Origin of the sequence: Streptococcus oralis, assembly GCF_018448765.2 — a bacterium.
In the GTDB taxonomy this organism is placed as follows: domain Bacteria; phylum Bacillota; class Bacilli; order Lactobacillales; family Streptococcaceae; genus Streptococcus; species Streptococcus oralis_BM.
This window is the reverse complement of record NZ_JAHCMC020000001.1, coordinates 909,288-927,285: the sequence shown is the minus strand read 5'-3', so window position 1 is coordinate 927,285 and position 17,998 is coordinate 909,288. Positions and strand designations below refer to the sequence as shown.

The following is a 17,998-nucleotide window of genomic DNA, read 5'->3' as shown; positions in this document are numbered from 1 at the left end:
TAAGGACGTCTATCCCAAAATTAATTCCCTGTACTTGGTAGTGATAGATTGGGGCTAAGCAAAATTTAAAACTCACAGATACAACTTTCACCTCACATTCTTTAGAAATTCTCACGATTAACTTCTTCAAAATAGTCATCCAGATGATGGTAGATTTGCATATCTTCTTCTGAACCATCTTTCAAAACTGCAAATACCTTCACTTTATCATCATTGACAAATACGAAATTATGTTCACCAAAATAAGCCTGATAACCCTTGTCAACTAAGGTCCAAAGTTCATCTTTTGTTAAACCAAAAATATCTTTTTTTACAAGATAGGTTTTCCTGATTTCCATTTTCATGATAGATATTTCTCCTTAAGAAACTAGCAATGCTAAAGGTTTACTATTTGATGGTCAATCAGATCACACAAGACGTGATAGCAACTCAAAACGAACTTTGGTTGGCTATTGAATAGCATTCATCTCTTCTTTCACGTATCCCTCTACATCTTCAGCCTCTACAAACAACGGGTCTAAGTGACATAGGAAGTGCCAATCTTCGGTGTCGCGTTTTCTGTAGACAATCGCTTCACCGTCTTCACTTCCGAAAAAGCTTCTGTCGACTGCGTACCCTTTGCTTTCTAAGAAAGCTTTTGCCTTGCGGAAGTTTGCTTCTCTGGCTTCGACATAAGCTTTCACTTCATCGTTGTTAACGACATACGCGTCTACTTTTGTAGCTCCTTCGATCACTTTATCGTTTTTAAAGGATAGATTCGAAACCTCTTTCCAAATAATGTCCACATTTTCCTCAGAATTAAACGAAAACCTAGATAAAGGGACAATATTTCCGTTAAAGACAATCTCCATATAATCCGGTAGATTTTTTGAATTAAAATATTCCACTTCAAAACCATCTTCGTTTTCTAATGTATACCCAGGGATTTGAGTTACAAATTCCCGTCCTTCTTCTAAAGTCTCAAATAAGACTAAATCCTTTGAATAATTGTTTTGGTACAATTCTAATAGATACATCATTAATCCTTCCAATATTTGGATAGATGATAGTTTTTTAGCAAACTAATATATTTAACACGTGAGGATAGAGATTCAAGCATTCTTTTTTACCAAATAGGATTGATTGCTAAAAATTTCACCAGCTTACCTCCTCTTATCTCATCCTCAATTATAACACGTTTCCACTTACATATCAGATATTTATTATTGGACCAAATAACCTTTTGAAATAGAAAACAAGCTCACCAATTCATCAAGTCTATATTTTTTATGAGATTCTTCTTGATGTTAGATAAAGGGCTTCGACTTGCAAATCTATGGTATTTGATTCTGCTAACTTGTATAGCAGTAATAACATGCATTTTACTAATGAATAAACAAAAATCTGAGTAAATAGCTGAATAAAGCAAAATGGATTAATTACACCATTAATTTAAAAGAAAAAAGTGACGAGTTTATTTGTTATCTCGTCGCTTTGCTGTTTTTCAGTGGTCAAGCTCATGACTTGGTTAAGTTTGTTTCTGCCTTTTCTTCTCAAAAGGTGATAACTCTTTGCCCTAGTATTTGCTCAACTTCCTTAATCTTATTTTTCAGAGTTTAATACTGACTAATTAGTATCCGTTATGATATCGAAACTTCTTTCTCCCATCGTCTGAGCACATCTTTTAAAGGCTCATCTAGATAGGTATAGGCTTTGTCTTTAATCCAATCAGGTATACCATAAGCAGCTTCTGCAATACTTCCTGTGATGGCAGCAAGAGTATCACTATCCCCACCAATAGAGATAGCATTTCTGATAGCATCCTCAAAGTCTGTACTTTCAAGAAAGGCAATGATAGCTTGAGGTACCGTATTCTGGCAAGTTTCATTGAAACGATAAGTAGGACGAATTTCATCTAGTGTTTGAGAAAGATTATATCCATACTCTTGTTCTATATGCTCCTTGATAAGTCTCTTACACTCTGTAGGATTATCGTTGATCGGTTTTCCATAGTCACCACTGTAACCTCCAAAGTAATAACGACACATAAATATAGTATCAGACGTCGCCATAGCTCCTTTGACACCCTCTGGATGGTTATGAGTCACCTCTGCAGAAAGTCGTGCAACCGCTTTTCTGGACGGCCAGGCTCCCGTTCGTGCACAGAAACTACAATCCATGGTCCAGGCACATGGGAGAAACACGCATTGCTGAGCCATTTCCAAAGCTATTATAAGGTTCTCGATCGTCGCCATCAACCCAATTCCCAAATCTTGCACCGTAACCTGCATCGGGATACATCCTACCATATTATTTCATGGCGTCAATAAAGTCATCCTTCTGACCGCCATTCATAATGGCTTCTGCAACAGCACAGGTCATAACCGTATCATCCGTGAAAAAACAATCCTCACGAAATAAAGGAAAACCCTTCGTTTTGATATTATTCCATTCGTAAACTGAACCTACAATATCTCCAATAATTGCTCCTAGCGTGGTATTCCTCCTTACAAACTATTGGTTGAGACTGACATTTCTACTTTTCATACTCGTCTATTCTATCAGCATATTCAGTCAAAAGTTTTTTTGAATAAATTTTTTCATTACTTGAATTTCTAACTTCTTTCCAAAGGATGGAAGCTACTTTTAGTTTATTCGAGTAATTGTGACTATTTTCGTCTGCACAGAAATCCTTTAGAAATTGGTTCCATTGACAAACCGAATGATCATACTTGGCATAATCTGAATTTCCATGATAAACTTTTAGCATATCCTGTATTGTGAAACTCAAATCATTGTCGCTTTTTACTTTTCTCCAAGCAGTCGCCATATCGGCAGTAAATTTAAAGGGCGAAACATCTGTTAAAGTTGAGAAATATTCTCTAAAGTGTGCGTTAAAGGAGAATCCACATTCAAGTAAGGGCGTATCTAAGGTAACGACTTCTACTCGTTTCTTTTTCCTTTTTACTGTTGATTTTTTAATCAATTTCCCCTTAAAGTACTGCTTAATAATATCATTGAGTTCCTGTTTTGTACCTCTATATTCAAGCCCTAATGACTTGCATATCTGTGAAAGTTCATCCCGATACCAATAGTATTTGCTAAACTCATCAAACGATGCGATTTTATCAAACTCAGGTCTGCTCTCTATCAATATAATGCCTCCTTAAAAACAGTTTAGGTTTTCATTTCTAAATAATGGAGTTTTAGTTTCTTTATTCTGAGGATTAGCTACGTTTCGCTAACAAACTCACACACTCAGCGGTTCGGACTTACCGTATCACCCGTGAAAAAACAATCCTCACGAAATAAAGGAAAATCCTTCGTTTTAATATTGTTCCATTCATAAACTGAACCCACAATATCTCCCACAATTGCTCCTAGCATCAGATTCCTCCTTATGACATATCAGATTCATTACACATTTCCAATGGTTCACTCTTTAAAAATGGTGCCACCAAATCAATCCACTCTTGAGGCAGGTAAGCTGACAAATAGCCGTGATTATAGCCCTTTGCTTCATACAAAATCGTATTCGGACGAAGCTGCTGAAACAATCTAGCTGACTCTTTCACATAGTTCAATTCTTTTTCACCATAGATATACAGAACCTGCGCCTTGCTAGCAGAAATCGTGTTCTTGAGCTTGTAACGCCCCATATATGTTTTGTAAATTGTCACCAATGTTTTGACAGGCGTCCTTGGCAAATCCTCTAAATAATAAACTTTTATTTCCTCTGGATAAGCCAGTTTTGGATAGAGTTTATTCATCATGCTTAACTGAAGTTTGCAAGAGAATTTATTGAACATCAGTTTACCAAATAGAGACACTAGAAAGATGCTGATTTTAGCTAACCTTGGTTGAGGAATACAGAGGCTTCCATCTATGATGGCCTTCTCAGCAATTTCACTGTCTAAAGACAAAAGCTCCATGGCAATTTGACCACCAAGTGAAACACCACCGATTGCAAACAATTTCCCACCACAGTTTGCTTTGATATAGTCTAGAATCTCCAAAGCAGAATCTTCAGTAGAAACATAATCAAGTTGATATTCCTCGCCGTGGCCATTCAAATTGGGTAGAATAATACGGTATTCTTTTGACAAGATTCGTGCTTGACGAAGATAATTCCACCAAGAACTGCCACCACCATGTATCAGTAAAATAGGAGGCAAATTCTTATCACCAAATTCATGGAATTTCATGTTTAAACTCCTTACTGTAGAACTTTCACTAGATAAATACTTGTTAAATCAGTTTGAACAAGCAGTGATGCCTCATCAAATAGAAAAGTCTCTAACATTGATTATCTAGAATGACCACACGTTACTTTCAATAATGGATATCCTGATCTAAATTTTAGAATGTTGTTTCCTTACTAATTCTATTACTCGCCAATATAGTATAAATCAAATAACCAATAAAAATGATAATAAAAATAAGATTAATTTTTAACACAAAATAGAGATTTAACAAATTTGCGAACGCATGAAATAATATACAGTATCCCACAGATTTCGTTTGACGGTAAAGAAGCCCTAAAACAAAACTTAAAAATAATGTATATATAAAAAATAAAATAAAAGGAAATCCTTGATGACTTTCTCCAACTATAAACCATAAAGGCAGATGCCAAATTCCCCAGATTGAACCTACAATCAAATTAGATTGCCAATAAGTATATTTTTTATCAAGTAAAGGTTGTAGTATACCTCTCCATCCTAACTCTTCATGTCCGCCACCAAAAAAAATTAATTGAATAAAGAATAGTGGCATCAGATAAATGGATACTCCGTTTAATTCTAAGGAAGATACAGAGAATAGTATCAAAATTGCTAACAAATGAATAATGAAATAAATACTACTACTTTTTCTTTTAGTAAATACAAAATGTTTAAATTTTATATTATTCCTTTTCAAATAAAAGCCACTTGCAATAGCTGGACCAAGTGCACCAACTATATGTAATATTCTTCCTATAAATGTCTCTAATCCCAAAATATGAGATTGAGTAAATATGGCAAGAAGCCCCCAAGCTATATAAGTAATTCCAAATGTAAAACAAAGATAATTTTTTAAATTCTTTTTGTCAATTTCTGTCATTTTATCTTCCTAATCCTGATTATTCTATGTATAATATTTTTTTACTGCTTCTTAGTTGCTCTCGATTATAACTACCTATATTCTATCACAAAAATAGGAGCAGTTTAATTGACTGTTCCTGTTTTTTATTACAAATATTCTCGAACAATTATCGTCACAACAGAATATAATTCATAGTTTACGTTTAAGTACTATTTTGTTACTAACTAGCTAGCAAAAAGAGTGAGGAAATCAAACGTTTCCACCACTCTTTTGTATTCTATTATAGATAAATCGATGTTCTTTCACTATCTATTTACTCTGTAATTTCAAATGATTTATCTTTCAGATTAGCTCTTAATTCTGCCACTGTATTGGCATCGGTATTGGTCCAGCTGATGCGAATAGTATTAGCGTCTTCCATGTCAACAGCAAACTCTCCATCAAATGCTGCGCTGGTATTACGGAATTTGAGCAGATCGAACAAGGACTGCACAACTGGGCGTTGAACTTCTCGCTCAATTTCTTCCAAATCATAATAGTGACGGTTGATGTTGCGGCCTTCTTTGGTTGATTCGAGCAATTCGATATCATTTTCTCCTGACAACAAGCCAACGTAGTAAATCTGCGGAATACCTGGTGCAAAACATTGAAGCACACATGCCAAGAGATAGGCTTGGTCATCATTTCCTAAAGTTGAATAGTAGGTACAATTTATCTTGTAAATATCCAAATTGTTGTAGGCCTCTGAGCTGTAAATCTTTTTGACATTTGCTCCTTGGGTATAGAAGGCTTCTCTTGTCGCCTCTGTTTCAACATCTGTTAGCAAGTCCTTGACATCGACCACTCCGATACTATCGTGCGTGTCCAAGGTTGTAAATTGCTTGCGAGGGCAGATTTCCATCCAGTGAACAAGACGGTTGACATTACCTGAATAAAGAGCATGAAGAACCAGCATCGGAAGGGCAAAGTCATAGACATAGTAGTCTTGCTCAGCGATTTTTTGCTGAATGGTGTAATGTTCATGAATTTCTGGAAGAATTTTCACTCCTTTTGGTGCCAATAGCTGACGCGGAAAATGAAGCATTTCCCAAATATCTGGCTCAACAAAGAAACAGTTGGTGCCGATTTTCTTATTGGCGTAGGCAAAGGCGTCCAAGCGAATAATGGAAGCTCCGTGGTCCGCCAGCTGTTCCAGATTTTCCTGAATAAAGCGACGAGTTGTTTCTGTTGTCACATCGAGGTCGATCTGTTGCTCATCAAAGGTACACCAAACTTTTTCCTCACTACCATCAGCAAACTTGGCAATGCGATAGGGAGCACGTGGCTTCCGTTTGTAAATCAGGTCTACATCTTCCTGAGTCTGCCCACTGTTTGGCCAAAAGTTTTTGTAGCGGATAAACAAATCCGCATAGGCAGACTCATCTTTCTTTTCTAGGAAATCAAGGAAAAAGGCGACTTGGCTGAGATTAAGACCTACTTCAAGTCTTTCAGTTTTTTTCCAAGACTGTCTGAATAGGTAATTAACATTGCTTGATTTTTTACTTTCATAACTTGCTCTATTTACCTTCCTCAAAGCGTTTATAGATTGCTATAAATTCCTCAGCAATCGTTCGAAAACCTTCTGCACTCATTAACTGATCCTCAGCGTGCATCAGAAGTAGACCTGTTTGGCTTAATTCTCCATTCATTTCTTTTGTCAAAAGTGAGTGGTGAGCATTGTGTCCCTGTACAAATGCTTCTTCGCCTTGTTTAATTCTATCTTTAGCCTGCTCGAATTCACCCTGCTTAGCCAATTGAATAGCATTGATGTACATAGATTTTGCTGTTCCTACATAGGTGATAATTTGAAAACACACTTCGAGTACTTTTTCGTCCATTTTAATACCTCTCTTACCAATCTTCGTCTTCTAAATCGCTTGTTTCTTGTATTACAGCTTGTAAAGCTTGTTTATCCATCTGTTTAATAAACGGATAATAAACAAAGAAAGACATAACCAAAATAAGTGTTTGCAACAAGGCTGTTTTCCAACCACCGATGATAAATCCTGAAATAATTGGAGGACAAGTCCACGGAACTTGAACGGCACCATACATAGGCGTCAGTCCAAAATAAATCGCTGAATACTGGATGATACAAGATAAAATAGGCGTTAATATAAAGGGAGTTGCTAAAACTGGATTCATTACAATCGGCAAACCAAAGAGCACCGGCTCATTGATATTAAAGATGGCTGGAACCATTTCAAGACGTCCAAGAATTTTTAGTTGTTTTGATTTTGCAAATGCAACCATGTAAACTACCAAACCAATCGTAATCCCGGCACCTGTAACATTGATAAATTGATCAAAAAATTGAATCGTCACAATATGACCACCATTGGCTAGATTTAATTCAAGGCCCTTATCCAAAATGGCTTGGTTTTCCAAAGCATTCGCCTGTAGCAAGCCACTCATGATGCCACCAACTACAGTTGAGCCGTGCACCCCAAACATCCATAAGAATGGTACAAGGAAACACATAAGCACCGCACCAAACAATGAGTCAGTCAAGCCTTGCATTGGTGTTTGAATAAGATTATAAATCACTTCAATCGTTGTGACCTTAAACAATTGTTCAACAAGTCCGACAAAGATCGTTGCCGCTGTGATGATAACAGTAGCAGGAATCAAGGCTGAAAATGCGTTGGCTACACCAGTTGGTACGCCATCTGGCATTTTGATTTTGATATTTTTCTTCAAAAACCAAGAATAGCTTGCTCCTACAATCAAACCAACGATAATGGCACCAATCATCCCTTTCCCGGAAGTCCAATCCTTCAGAATAATGTTACCAACTACATCCCCATTTTTAGAAATCAAACCGGAGGGCTGGATTAGCAAGAAAACTGCTAGGGCAATGACACCTGCCCCAAGCGGCTCCTGTTTTTCTAGCTTAGCATAGGTATACGCAATCCCAATGACTGTTACAATCGCACTGATATTAAAGGTTGCACCAATTGCTTGATTGAGAACAGGGGTAATACCACTAGTTTCTAACATCGTTGCTAGAGCTGGAACTGGAAGATTGGCCAAGATAAGAAAGATGGAGCCAACAATCAACAATGGCATAGAGAAAACAATACCATCTTTTATCGCTGTTACACCTTTGGTATTGACAAAGGCCATCATCCTATCAACAAACTTTTTAATCAGTTTATCCTTCATCATCTTCTCCTTATTTTTTCATCATGTAAGCTTGTTTAAGAACTGCCATACCGTTTGCAGTACCATAATCAGCCATTGCAATCACTTCTACAGGAACATTGTGAGAAGCACAAATTTCTTTTGCTTTTTCAAGTTGGAAACCAACCTGTGGGCCTAATAGAGCCACATCAATATCTCCAACTCTTTGTTCCAATTCACTGATGGAATAAGCTGCAATTGTTGCATCTTTCCCTTTTTTCTGAGCCGCTTCTTTCATACGCTCAACCAAAATACTTGTTGACATACCTGCTGCACAAAACAATCCAATATTCATTTTAATTACTCCTTATAATTCGTTTCCATTTGATGTAATCACATTTTGATACCATGTAAAGGAATCTTTCTTCATTCGTTGCAAAGTTCCTTCGCCATTATTATTCTTATCGACATAGATAAAGCCATAACGCTTCTCCATTTCACCTGTACCAGCACTAACAATATCGATACAGCCCCAAGGGGTATAACCAATGACATTTACGCCATCTTCTTCAATCGCTAACATCATTTGTTCAATGTGTTGTTTGAGGTAATCAATGCGGTAAGAATCATGGATTCCATCAGGCTCTACCTTATCATAAGCACCGAATCCATTTTCAACTATAAAAAGCGGACAGTGATAGCGATCGTATAAAAGATTTAAGCTATAGCGTAATCCCTCAGGGTCAATCTGCCAACCCCAATCGCTTGATTCAATATAGGGATTTTTCTTAGTATAAACATCTTTGAAAAGTTCTTCTGTTTCCTCAGATGCTGTAGCAGTCACTGTATCACTCATATAGTAACTCAAGCCAATATAATCTACACAACCTTCTTTTAGAGTTTCTAGATCTTCTGGTAAAATATCCAGTTTGATATTATTTTTTCGACAAAAGGCCTCGATATAGTAAGGACGCTCTCCAAAAACATGAAGATCTCCATAGTGAAATAAACGATGCTCCATTGCCTTCTGGCTAGCAAGTATATCTTTTGTATCACATGTATTCGGGTAAAATGGTACCATTGCCAGCATACAACCAATTTTGAAATTTTTATTGATTTTCCGACCCAATTGTACAACTTTTGCAGAAGCCACTGACTGATAATGGATAACCTGCTGTAGTACCTCAACTGGATTTTCATCTTCATGATAAATGACACCAGAATTAGTCCATGAGCACCAAGGAACATTAATTGCACCTTGATTATTGATCTCGTTAAAGGTCATCCAATACTTAACTTTGTCCTTATATCGTTCCATGACGACTTTCGCAAAACGAACAAAGAAATCAATCAACTTGCGATTACGCCAAGCACCATACTTAGTAACTAGATGATAGGGCATTTCAAAGTGACTGAGTGTGATGACCGGTTCAATTTGATGAGCTAGAAGCTGATCAAATAAATCATCATAAAATTTCAACCCTTCTTCGTTAGGTTCTTCTTCATCTCCATTTGGGAAGATACGAGTCCAGGCAATCGAAGTTCGAAAACACTTAAATCCCATCTCAGCGAATAATTGTATATCGTCCTTATAGGTTCTGTAAAAATCTATTGCATCATGATTCGGATAATATTCGTCAGGTAAGACGCCATCAGTAATCTGTCGAGAGTGGCTAGCACTTCCAACCGTCATCACATCGGCTATCGAAATTCCTTTTCCACCTTTATCATATCCTCCTTCAATTTGGTGAGCAGCAACTGCCCCACCCCATAAAAAGCCTTCTGGTATTTTTGCCATTTTACCAATCCTTTCTGTATTTTGTACTAGCGCTATGAACAAGTCTATTTTATAACATACTGTACCTGCTGACAATAGATATTGAGATAGAAAATAAATGTACAGTCGAACAATATTTGTTACATAAAAAAAACAAGAGTTTTCACTCCTATTTTTTTAAATAAACTTGGTAACGTAAGGATTCTAAAAAATAGACAACTGGAATCTGAGTGGTCAAATTAGTGGAACGTAGCGAGGAATCTGCGTAGGCAACTGGCATAAAGTAGGATAAATTTATATCCGATAGCTGTGATAAAGTGGAAATATCTGTATTTGTCATACTAACAATCTTAGCATTTCTTTCTTTGAATCCCTGTACTAGAGTTAGAACTTCTTCTGTCTCACCGCTGACACTTAGAGCAATAACCAAAACATCCTCCAAATTAGAATGATGCAATTTCAGAGAATAAAATGGGTTAGTAATAGCAAAGCTAAAAATACCGATTCCAGAAAAAAGATATGAGCCATATTCTGCCAAACTTAGACTAGTACCCACCCCTAAAAAGATAACTTGTTTGGCTTGAACGATCAAGTCTGCTATCTCTGATAGTTGTTTTTTTAAAGCTTCATCTTGAACACTAGTCTGTAAAAATTGTATTGCTGGAATATCAATAGGAAAGTAGTGACGATGTTTATTTTCCTTATCTTCCGACCTTGACAAGGCATATTTTAAATCATTGTAGCTATCAAATCCCATCTTTTTCGCAAAACGAATGATGGTTGTTGTCGATAGATTTATAGATGTCGATAGCTCTCTGATAGTCATCGTAGCAACTTTATCTCTATGTTGCAATATAAAATTATACACGCTTAATTCACTATTATTTAGCCCTTTTACTTTATGATAATCAAATAAATTCATAGACACCCTTATGCTTTTGTAGTATATAGTTGTTTCATTAACATTTCAATAATGAGAATAACAGGTACCTGCGTCGTAATATTAAACCCATTTAAAAATAATTGAGGAACATGATAGGTTATGGAGCAATCAGATAGCCTTGACAATGTTGATTCCAATGTATTTGTGATGGCAATAACTGGACAACCTTTTTCCTTTAATTTTTGTACAATTTTCAATGTTTGAGAAGTCTCACCAGATTCGGATAAGGCAATGACACAAGTTTTTTCCATACTGTTTTGTAGCACTGGTTGCCAAGGATCTTCAATACACATACTAAATTTGCCAATATTTGAAAAATAGCGCGCTCCATATCGACCTAAAGTTCCAGAGGAACCAATTCCGACAAAAACAATCTGTTCAACGTTCTTTAAGATTGCCACAGCCTCCATAATCAGCTGCAAAAAAGTATCTTGCTCAGTATAATCAATGAATAGCTTCAAAGAATGATTGTCTTGATTGTTTAAAATAATTTGCTCATTTTTTAAATATTCTTTATAAGCAATCTTAAAATGGCTATATCCATCAAATCCTAGATGCTTGCAAAATCGTTGTACGGTTCCAACTGATACATGTGCAAGTTGGGCCAATTCCTTGATTGTCATAGAGGATATATTTTCATTTTCTAAAATAGTTGTATAAATAGCGTTTTCTAAGTCGTTAAAACTTGCTACAACCTCATAACTAAACATATAATTCCTTTTTCTATCTCTATTGATTTGCTTACAATGTAACAAAAAACTAATAACCAAAGTGTTCTACACTAAAATAATGGAGAGCATAATGGCTATAAAACCAAGTCAGCATTAAAATCTATTAGAAAACCAGACGAATCAGATTTGTCTAACGAGACATGGTTAAGAGAAAATACTTTAAAACAGTATTGCCTTATGTCCTAGATTATATCATATTTTTGAGCATACTTTGAGTATTGTTAGTTTATTGACTTAAAAGAAACATAACAAGAGCTTATCTCTATTAAATTGTCTCAATTTCAATCGCCCATTCTGGAGATATGTAAGGTGGGAACGTTTCTATTCCCATAAACTCCTTGTCAATGGAAACAAACACGTACCTACAGGGTAAATGGAAATAGAAACTGATAATTTCTAGCTATCACTTCTATTCATTCCAAAAATTTTCTCACTATGATACTTCCCCACGCCAATACAAAAAGCCTTGAAACCAAGGCTTTTCATTATTGCGATTTATCAAAATGTTCTAGGCTTTTACCAGCAAAGCTACACACTCTACGTGGTGCGTTTGAGGAAACAGATCCACTGGCTGGACTTTCTTCAATTCATATCCTAACTCTTGATAGAGTTTGATATCACGCGCCATGGTTGCGACATTACAGGAAATATAGGCAATGCGGTCTGCTCCTGTTTGAGCACTTGCCTTGATAAAGCTCTCGGTCAAGCCCTTGCGTGGTGGGTCGACCAAGATAACGGTTGGTTGAATACCTTCCTTGAGCCAATTCTTCATGGCATTTTCAGCAGTATCACAGACATAGTGGGCATTTGTGATATTGTTTAATGCAGCGTTCTTCTGGCTATTCTCAACTGCTTCTGGAATCACTTCAACGCCGTAGACTTCTTTAACATGCTTTGCAACGGATAAACCAATGGTTCCAATACCCGAATAAGCATCGATAACCACGTCATCTTCTTTTAACTCTGCAAAGTCAATGGCTGTTTGATAGAGTTTCTCCGCCATTTCAGTATTGACTTGGTAAAAGGCCGGGCCAGCGATTTGGAAGTCATTTCCCAACATCTGGTCCGTAATATAGTCTTGACCATAAAGAGTCTTCCATTCCTTACCAAAAATCGCATTGGTATTCTGGTCGTTGATATTTTGCATGACAGACACAATCTCTGGGAACTGCTTGATGATTTGTTCAATCAATTGCTCTACTCGGAAAACTTTGGGGCGTGTAGTCACTAAAATAACCATGATTTGTCCTGAATAGTGACCACGACGCACAACGAGGTTTCGAATCAAGCCAGACTGTTCCTTTTCATCATAAGGTTTCAAATCATAACGACGGAGCAGATCACGTAGGGCTACTACTACATCATCAATCACAGGATCCTGGATAAAGAAGTCTTCCAGAGGCATGAGATCATGCGAATTCTTACGGAAAAAGCCAGTTTCCAAGACACCATTCACTCGACGAACAGGCACCTGCGCCTTGTTTCGATACTTGACTGGATTTTCCATACCCAGCGTTTCAGCGACCTCTACATCTCTAATGCCAGCAATTTTGTAGAGACTGTCTTTGACTTGCTTGGTTTTAAACTTGAGCTGCTCTGGGTAGGCAAGATGCCCCAAGTCAGCGATACCTGAACGTAGATAAGCTAGGTCGAGGTCTTGATTACGATGAGGTGACTGAATAAGGTATTCTTCAACCTTCCCAAAGCCAATCTTTTTAGTGACTTTAAGGACACGCATGAGGATTTTCTCAGTTGGTAAAGCATTCTCTACAAAGAAAACCAAACCATCTACCTTGGCAACACCAGCCCCTTCATGGGTCAAATCAACAATTTCAACTTCTACAATATCATTTTTCTGTAACATATTTTTCACTTTCTATTGGCCGACAAAAAAGACGGCAACATTTCTGTTACCATCTATTATATCATGAAATGACCTAAGCACCAAAACTCTTGAAGAAGTTGACAATGGCCTGCCAAAGGGAACTCAAAAAGTTGCCCCCGTCTTCTAGTGCTTTATTGGCATCAAAGTTGAGGTTAATATTTTTGAAGCTATCTCCAGCTTGGGAGACAATGCTTTGCTTGAGGTCATTTAGGGTTTTAGTGAAATCAGCGTTGTTCAAGATATCACTCTTTGAGAGATTAAGTGCAAAATTGATGATGATATTGACCTGGTTTCCTGTTATAACCTGATCGAGTTTGTAGTTTTTTAGTGTGTCTTCTACAATTTTGCGGACATCTTCTTCTGTCAGATTACCTTTGGCTTCTTTTGCCTTTGCGATTCCTGCCTTGATATCTGCCAAGGCGACATTGAGTTTATTGGCATCGTATCCTGACTTGTCCTTGTTTTCAGCATTAATATCGGATAAGGCTTTTAGTTCCTCTTGGGCCAAGTCTTTATTGGCTTGCGGTACTTTAGCACCATTGGCCTCTAAAGAGTAGTAAATCCCTGCTAGGGCGCTCTCTCCTGTAACTGGAATAGGAGCTGCAACTGTGATTTTGGCATGCTCTACTCCCAGCGTCACTGCTGCGTTACGGTACATATCCTGCGTCACCTTGGTGATATTTTCAGGCGTTTCAATCTTGACCTCTAGAGGCGACTTATCACCTAACTTTTGAATCTTAGCTGATGAATAGAGTTGTAAACTAGCATCATTAGCCACATTCATAATTTTCGAATAGATATCAGGTGTCATAGTTTTGATATCTTTGGTGTCTTTTGATGCGTCATAGCCAAGTTTGCTAAGAGTTTGGTTTTTCTGGTCTTCAGATAGAGAAGAACCTAAAACATATTCAGGTTGTACATAGGTTTCATCGATTACTTTTTGAACATCGGTTGCTGCGTGGACACTCGTCATAGCTGTTGCGGCCCACAAAACTGCAGCACTTGTTAGAAAGAGTTTCTTTCTCATAGGGTATTCCCTCCTTTACCTTTCTAGGGTAATAAAACAATCTTAAAGAAAACTTATAGTGAAAAACACCTGGTAAAACCAGATGTTTAAAAGAAATTAAAGAATTTCATGATATACAGGTTAAAGCGTACCTGTCTGGAGTAGTAATAGTTTCCTCCATTTTCATAGAGTTCTGCACCATGAAAGATAGAAATTGGGTTGATGTAGGTGTAGGTCTTCCCCGTGGTATTCCCAAGGATAGGAGCGACTGTTTCTCGGGAATAACGCTTGGCTAATGCTAGTGTATTTTTCTTACCATTCTGAGCGATAAAGTCTATATAGGCAGGTCCAAAATTATAGGCTTGAACGGCGGTCCAGACATCCACTCCTTTGCTCTGTGCCAAATAGAGATTATCGGTTAATGTCTGTATCCCTTGGCGAATACTCGAGGCGTTGTCATTGATGGTGTTGGTTGAGCCACTTGCAGACTCACTAGACTGCATAACATCCCCTTCTTTTCCCTTCGTTTCGGTATAAATCATAGCGAGAACTAACTCTTCATTGGCTGGAGTATCTCTTTCACTGAGGATTTCCCGAACCATAGGTTGGTAGGTCATGACTTGCTTTACATCCTGACGAATGTGATAGGCTTTGTATCCAGTAAAAAGGAGGACTGCTAGCACTAGCATTCTTCTTATAAATTTAAACATTATTTACTTTGAATATCCTCAATATTTTTGATTAAGATAGAATAGGTTCCATTGTCATTTTGGATAAATTCAACAGACTCTGCGTCTTGGTATACATTATTTGGAACGATGAGTTCGATTCCGTTTGACAAGGAAAGTTTTTGGTTTTCAAATTTCTTGAGCTGGCGACTAGCATCAATTTCATCGAACTGGACTGGCTCTGGTACAGCTTCCTTGACTTGGTCGATAAAGCTTAGACGAGCTGTCAGATTGTTGTCAAAAAGGTCATTAGCCAATTTTTCAGGTGACAATTCATTGCTTTCTTCAAGATTGTTGAAAATAGCTGATTTAACCTTGGATTGAAACTGAAAGTCATCTGTGTTAAAGGACTCTGCAATTCTCTGAGCCGTTTTTTCCAATTCCTTGATGGATTTCTTGGGAGAGATCTTAGGCGCGACAGCTAGGAGATTTTCTGAAAAATAGTTCAAAAAAGTCCCATTGTACTTGATTCGTTTTTCAATCAGATGGTACTTGCGACTCTGAAGATTGACCACCAAAGCCTCATCAGCTCCCGTTCCAAATCCAGGCAAGTTATTCTGAGTTAGCTTGATTGGATTATCAACTTCTCCACCGAGGTGGATCAAGGTTTCCCGCAAGGCAATTCGCAAGAAAGCGAAATGTTCCACGCCTTCTTTAGAAAACTCAACAAAAACCAAGTCATTGGTCTTGAGATTTTCTGAAATACTGAATTCCTCTTTCCAAAGATTCGCCAGAGTTACTGATGTCTCCATTAAATCATCTGTGATGTGATTGAAGAAGGGATTTTCTTCTTCGAAAATCCCAGTCTTAGCTTCATCTGAATATACGCGTTCGATTTTTTTGCGCAAGTATTCTTCGATTTTTGGAGTGATATTGAGAAACTTATCCGCTAGAAACAACTCAGTATCATCTGGGCTGAACTGATGGATAATGGCTTTCTTAATATAAATGTCCATAAAAGTATTAGTCCTCGTATAGTGGGAAGGCATCTGTCAACGCTTTGACTTCACTTCTCACTTCTTCTAAGACAGCTTCATTTTCTGCATTTTTAAGGGTTTTAATGATGAGTTCAGCCACTTTACGGCTTTCTTCTTCACCAAATCCACGTGCAGTAATGGCTGCAGATCCGATACGAATCCCACTTGTCTTGAATGGTGACAAGGTTTCGTATGGAATTGAGTTTTTATTTAGGGTAATATTGACTTCATCCAGCAAGTTTTGAGCAACTTTTCCGTTTTCTACAACCTTAGTCACATCCACTAGGAAGAGGTGATTTTCAGTACCGCCAGAAATGATACGGAAATCAGGGTCTTGCAAGAAGACTTCAACCATAGCTTTGCTGTTTTTGATGACATTAGCAGCATATTCCTTGAAGGCTGGATCCAAAACTTCTTTGAGGGAAACCGCCTTAGCCGCCACAACATGCTCCAAAGGACCACCTTGAATACCAGGGAAAATAGCTGAGTTGATTTTCTTAGCTAGATCCTCATCATTTGTCAAGATCAAGCCACCACGAGGTCCACGAAGAGTTTTGTGGGTCGTTGTTGTCGTGATATGAGCGTATGGCACTGGACTTGGGTGAAGACCAGCTGCAACCAAACCAGCGATATGGGCCATATCTACCATAAGCTTAGCCCCAACAGCATCTGCGATTTCACGGAATTTTGAGAAGTCGATAATTTGAGAATAGGCTGAAGCACCTGCTACAATTAATTTTGGTTTTACTTCTTGAGCTTGTTTCAAGATAGCATCAAAGTCCAAGAGTTCCGTTTCAGGATCCACACTATATGACACAAAGTTGTATGTTTGACCTGAGAAACTGACAGGAGCTCCGTGAGTCAAGTGCCCACCCGCTGCCAAATCCATCCCCATAACGGTATCACCTGGCTCAATCAAGGCCATGTAAGCCGCACAGTTGGCTTGGCTTCCTGAGTGAGGTTGAACATTGGCGAATTTAGCACCGAAAATTTCTTTTGCACGTTCAATAGCTAGAGTTTCTACCACGTCTACTACATCAGTTCCACCATAATAACGGCGTCCTGGGTAACCCTCGGCATATTTGTTTGTCAAGATAGACCCTTGAGCTGCCATAACAGCCTTGGAAACCACGTTTTCCGAAGCAATCAACTCGATGTTGTTTTGTTGGCGTTCTTCTTCTTTGGCAATAGCATTCCAGAGATCAGCATCGTATGCTTTAAAATCATCTTTGTCAAAAATCATAGGTCTTCTCCTTTATAGTGTGACAGGTCCTTTAGTGTAAGAAAATAAACTAAAAGATGCGAATAAACCGTTTCTGCACTTTATCACAAGTATAACCAACTTTTTCATAAAATGCATGAGCTCCCAGACGATGATCGGCAGAGTTTAAGCGGATAAACTCATATCCACGTCTTTTTGCTTCTTCCTCCAACCCTTGTAATAAGCTTTTACCAATACCTTGCCCTTGTGCTTGAGGCGAAACCGCTAAGCCTAAGATATTAAATCCTGCTTTGGAATAGAGGGATTCATAGACCTCAGCGTGGATATAACCAAGTAAGGCATGACTGGCTACATCCTCATAACCAAGTAGGAAATGATGGGAATCCTGAGATAATTTAGTTAGTTGACTAGCTGTATCCTCTGGACTAAAAGAATAACCCAAAGCCTCTTGGTTGATCTCACATATAGCATTCACATCTGTTTCTTGCAAATCTCTTAGCATC

The 17,998-nt window shown here is 37.8% G+C and carries 19 protein-coding genes and 1 pseudogene; all 20 read right to left on the bottom strand.

The genetic code is table 11. From position 1 onward, the window contains the following. Nucleotides 1-101: 101 nt before the first annotated feature. The 20 genes and pseudogenes from KIH88_RS04560 to KIH88_RS04465 all read right to left on the bottom strand — a co-directional run bounded on the left by KIH88_RS04560 (nucleotide 102) and on the right by KIH88_RS04465 (nucleotide 17,997). Nucleotides 102-344 (bottom strand): phosphohydrolase, encoded by a 243-nt coding sequence (locus KIH88_RS04560; RefSeq protein ID WP_084873056.1) that lies wholly within the window; start codon nucleotides 342-344, stop codon nucleotides 102-104. Nucleotides 345-449: 105 nt separating this feature from the next. Further along, nucleotides 450-1,016, bottom strand: a complete 567-nt coding sequence (locus KIH88_RS04555) for a hypothetical protein (RefSeq protein WP_213988549.1) — start codon at nucleotides 1,014-1,016, stop codon at nucleotides 450-452. A gap of 603 nt (nucleotides 1,017-1,619) precedes the next feature. Continuing rightward, nucleotides 1,620-2,463, bottom strand: a pseudogene (locus tag KIH88_RS04550) (ADP-ribosylglycohydrolase family protein). 52 nt (nucleotides 2,464-2,515) lie between these two features. Beyond that, entirely contained in the window at nucleotides 2,516-3,133 is a 618-nt protein-coding gene (locus KIH88_RS04545; RefSeq protein WP_213988520.1) for an SAP domain-containing protein, read from the bottom strand. Between the two features lie 104 nt (nucleotides 3,134-3,237). After that, nucleotides 3,238-3,366 carry a hypothetical protein gene (locus KIH88_RS04540; protein WP_000900072.1) on the bottom strand — a complete coding sequence of 43 codons (129 nt, stop codon included), beginning with the start codon at nucleotides 3,364-3,366 and terminating at the stop codon, nucleotides 3,238-3,240. 11 nt (nucleotides 3,367-3,377) lie between these two features. Continuing rightward, complete coding sequence (locus KIH88_RS04535; protein WP_000668464.1) at nucleotides 3,378-4,184, bottom strand: alpha/beta hydrolase; 807 nt, start codon at nucleotides 4,182-4,184, stop codon at nucleotides 3,378-3,380. Between the two features lie 154 nt (nucleotides 4,185-4,338). Then, on the bottom strand, nucleotides 4,339-5,082 hold the full coding sequence (locus KIH88_RS04530; protein WP_213988519.1) for a CPBP family intramembrane glutamic endopeptidase: 744 nt from the start codon (nucleotides 5,080-5,082) through the stop codon (nucleotides 4,339-4,341). A gap of 295 nt (nucleotides 5,083-5,377) precedes the next feature. Further along, the gene (gene gtfA, locus KIH88_RS04525; RefSeq protein ID WP_002875734.1) at nucleotides 5,378-6,637 is read right to left on the bottom strand and encodes a sucrose phosphorylase; all 1,260 of its coding nucleotides are present in this window, start codon (nucleotides 6,635-6,637) and stop codon (nucleotides 5,378-5,380) included. Continuing rightward, nucleotides 6,621-6,941, bottom strand: coding sequence for a PTS lactose/cellobiose transporter subunit IIA (locus tag KIH88_RS04520; protein WP_000343791.1), 321 nt, complete (start codon nucleotides 6,939-6,941; stop codon nucleotides 6,621-6,623). The genes gtfA and KIH88_RS04520 overlap by 17 nt, the downstream gene beginning before the upstream one ends. 13 nt (nucleotides 6,942-6,954) lie before the next feature. Next, nucleotides 6,955-8,268, bottom strand: coding sequence for a PTS sugar transporter subunit IIC (locus KIH88_RS04515; RefSeq protein ID WP_000653348.1), 1,314 nt, complete (start codon nucleotides 8,266-8,268; stop codon nucleotides 6,955-6,957). A gap of 10 nt (nucleotides 8,269-8,278) precedes the next feature. Beyond that, complete coding sequence (locus tag KIH88_RS04510; protein ID WP_001020606.1) at nucleotides 8,279-8,581, bottom strand: PTS sugar transporter subunit IIB; 303 nt, start codon at nucleotides 8,579-8,581, stop codon at nucleotides 8,279-8,281. A 12-nt stretch (nucleotides 8,582-8,593) separates the two neighbouring features. Then, nucleotides 8,594-10,024 (bottom strand): 6-phospho-beta-glucosidase, encoded by a 1,431-nt coding sequence (locus KIH88_RS04505; RefSeq protein ID WP_001062960.1) that lies wholly within the window; start codon nucleotides 10,022-10,024, stop codon nucleotides 8,594-8,596. A 148-nt stretch (nucleotides 10,025-10,172) separates the two neighbouring features. Further along, entirely contained in the window at nucleotides 10,173-10,925 is a 753-nt protein-coding gene (locus tag KIH88_RS04500; protein ID WP_213988518.1) for a MurR/RpiR family transcriptional regulator, read from the bottom strand. A gap of 8 nt (nucleotides 10,926-10,933) precedes the next feature. After that, on the bottom strand, nucleotides 10,934-11,656 hold the full coding sequence (locus KIH88_RS04495; protein ID WP_000493320.1) for a MurR/RpiR family transcriptional regulator: 723 nt from the start codon (nucleotides 11,654-11,656) through the stop codon (nucleotides 10,934-10,936). 529 nt (nucleotides 11,657-12,185) lie between these two features. After that, on the bottom strand, nucleotides 12,186-13,541 hold the full coding sequence (gene rlmD, locus KIH88_RS04490; RefSeq protein WP_213988517.1) for a 23S rRNA (uracil(1939)-C(5))-methyltransferase RlmD: 1,356 nt from the start codon (nucleotides 13,539-13,541) through the stop codon (nucleotides 12,186-12,188). A gap of 73 nt (nucleotides 13,542-13,614) precedes the next feature. Continuing rightward, nucleotides 13,615-14,589: a DUF1002 domain-containing protein gene (locus KIH88_RS04485; RefSeq protein ID WP_213988516.1), complete on the bottom strand. Its 975-nt coding sequence runs from the start codon at nucleotides 14,587-14,589 to the stop codon at nucleotides 13,615-13,617. 86 nt (nucleotides 14,590-14,675) lie between these two features. Continuing rightward, nucleotides 14,676-15,278, bottom strand: coding sequence for a lysozyme family protein (locus KIH88_RS04480; protein WP_213988515.1), 603 nt, complete (start codon nucleotides 15,276-15,278; stop codon nucleotides 14,676-14,678). After that, a complete protein-coding gene (locus tag KIH88_RS04475) occupies nucleotides 15,278-16,252 on the bottom strand; it encodes a nucleoid-associated protein (protein WP_213988514.1) in 975 nt (324 codons plus the stop codon). The genes KIH88_RS04480 and KIH88_RS04475 overlap by 1 nt, the downstream gene beginning before the upstream one ends. A gap of 7 nt (nucleotides 16,253-16,259) precedes the next feature. After that, nucleotides 16,260-17,516 (bottom strand): serine hydroxymethyltransferase, encoded by a 1,257-nt coding sequence (gene glyA, locus KIH88_RS04470; protein ID WP_213988513.1) that lies wholly within the window; start codon nucleotides 17,514-17,516, stop codon nucleotides 16,260-16,262. Nucleotides 17,517-17,565: 49 nt separating this feature from the next. Continuing rightward, nucleotides 17,566-17,997 (bottom strand): GNAT family N-acetyltransferase, encoded by a 432-nt coding sequence (locus KIH88_RS04465; protein ID WP_084873040.1) that lies wholly within the window; start codon nucleotides 17,995-17,997, stop codon nucleotides 17,566-17,568. Nucleotide 17,998 lies beyond the last annotated feature (1 nt).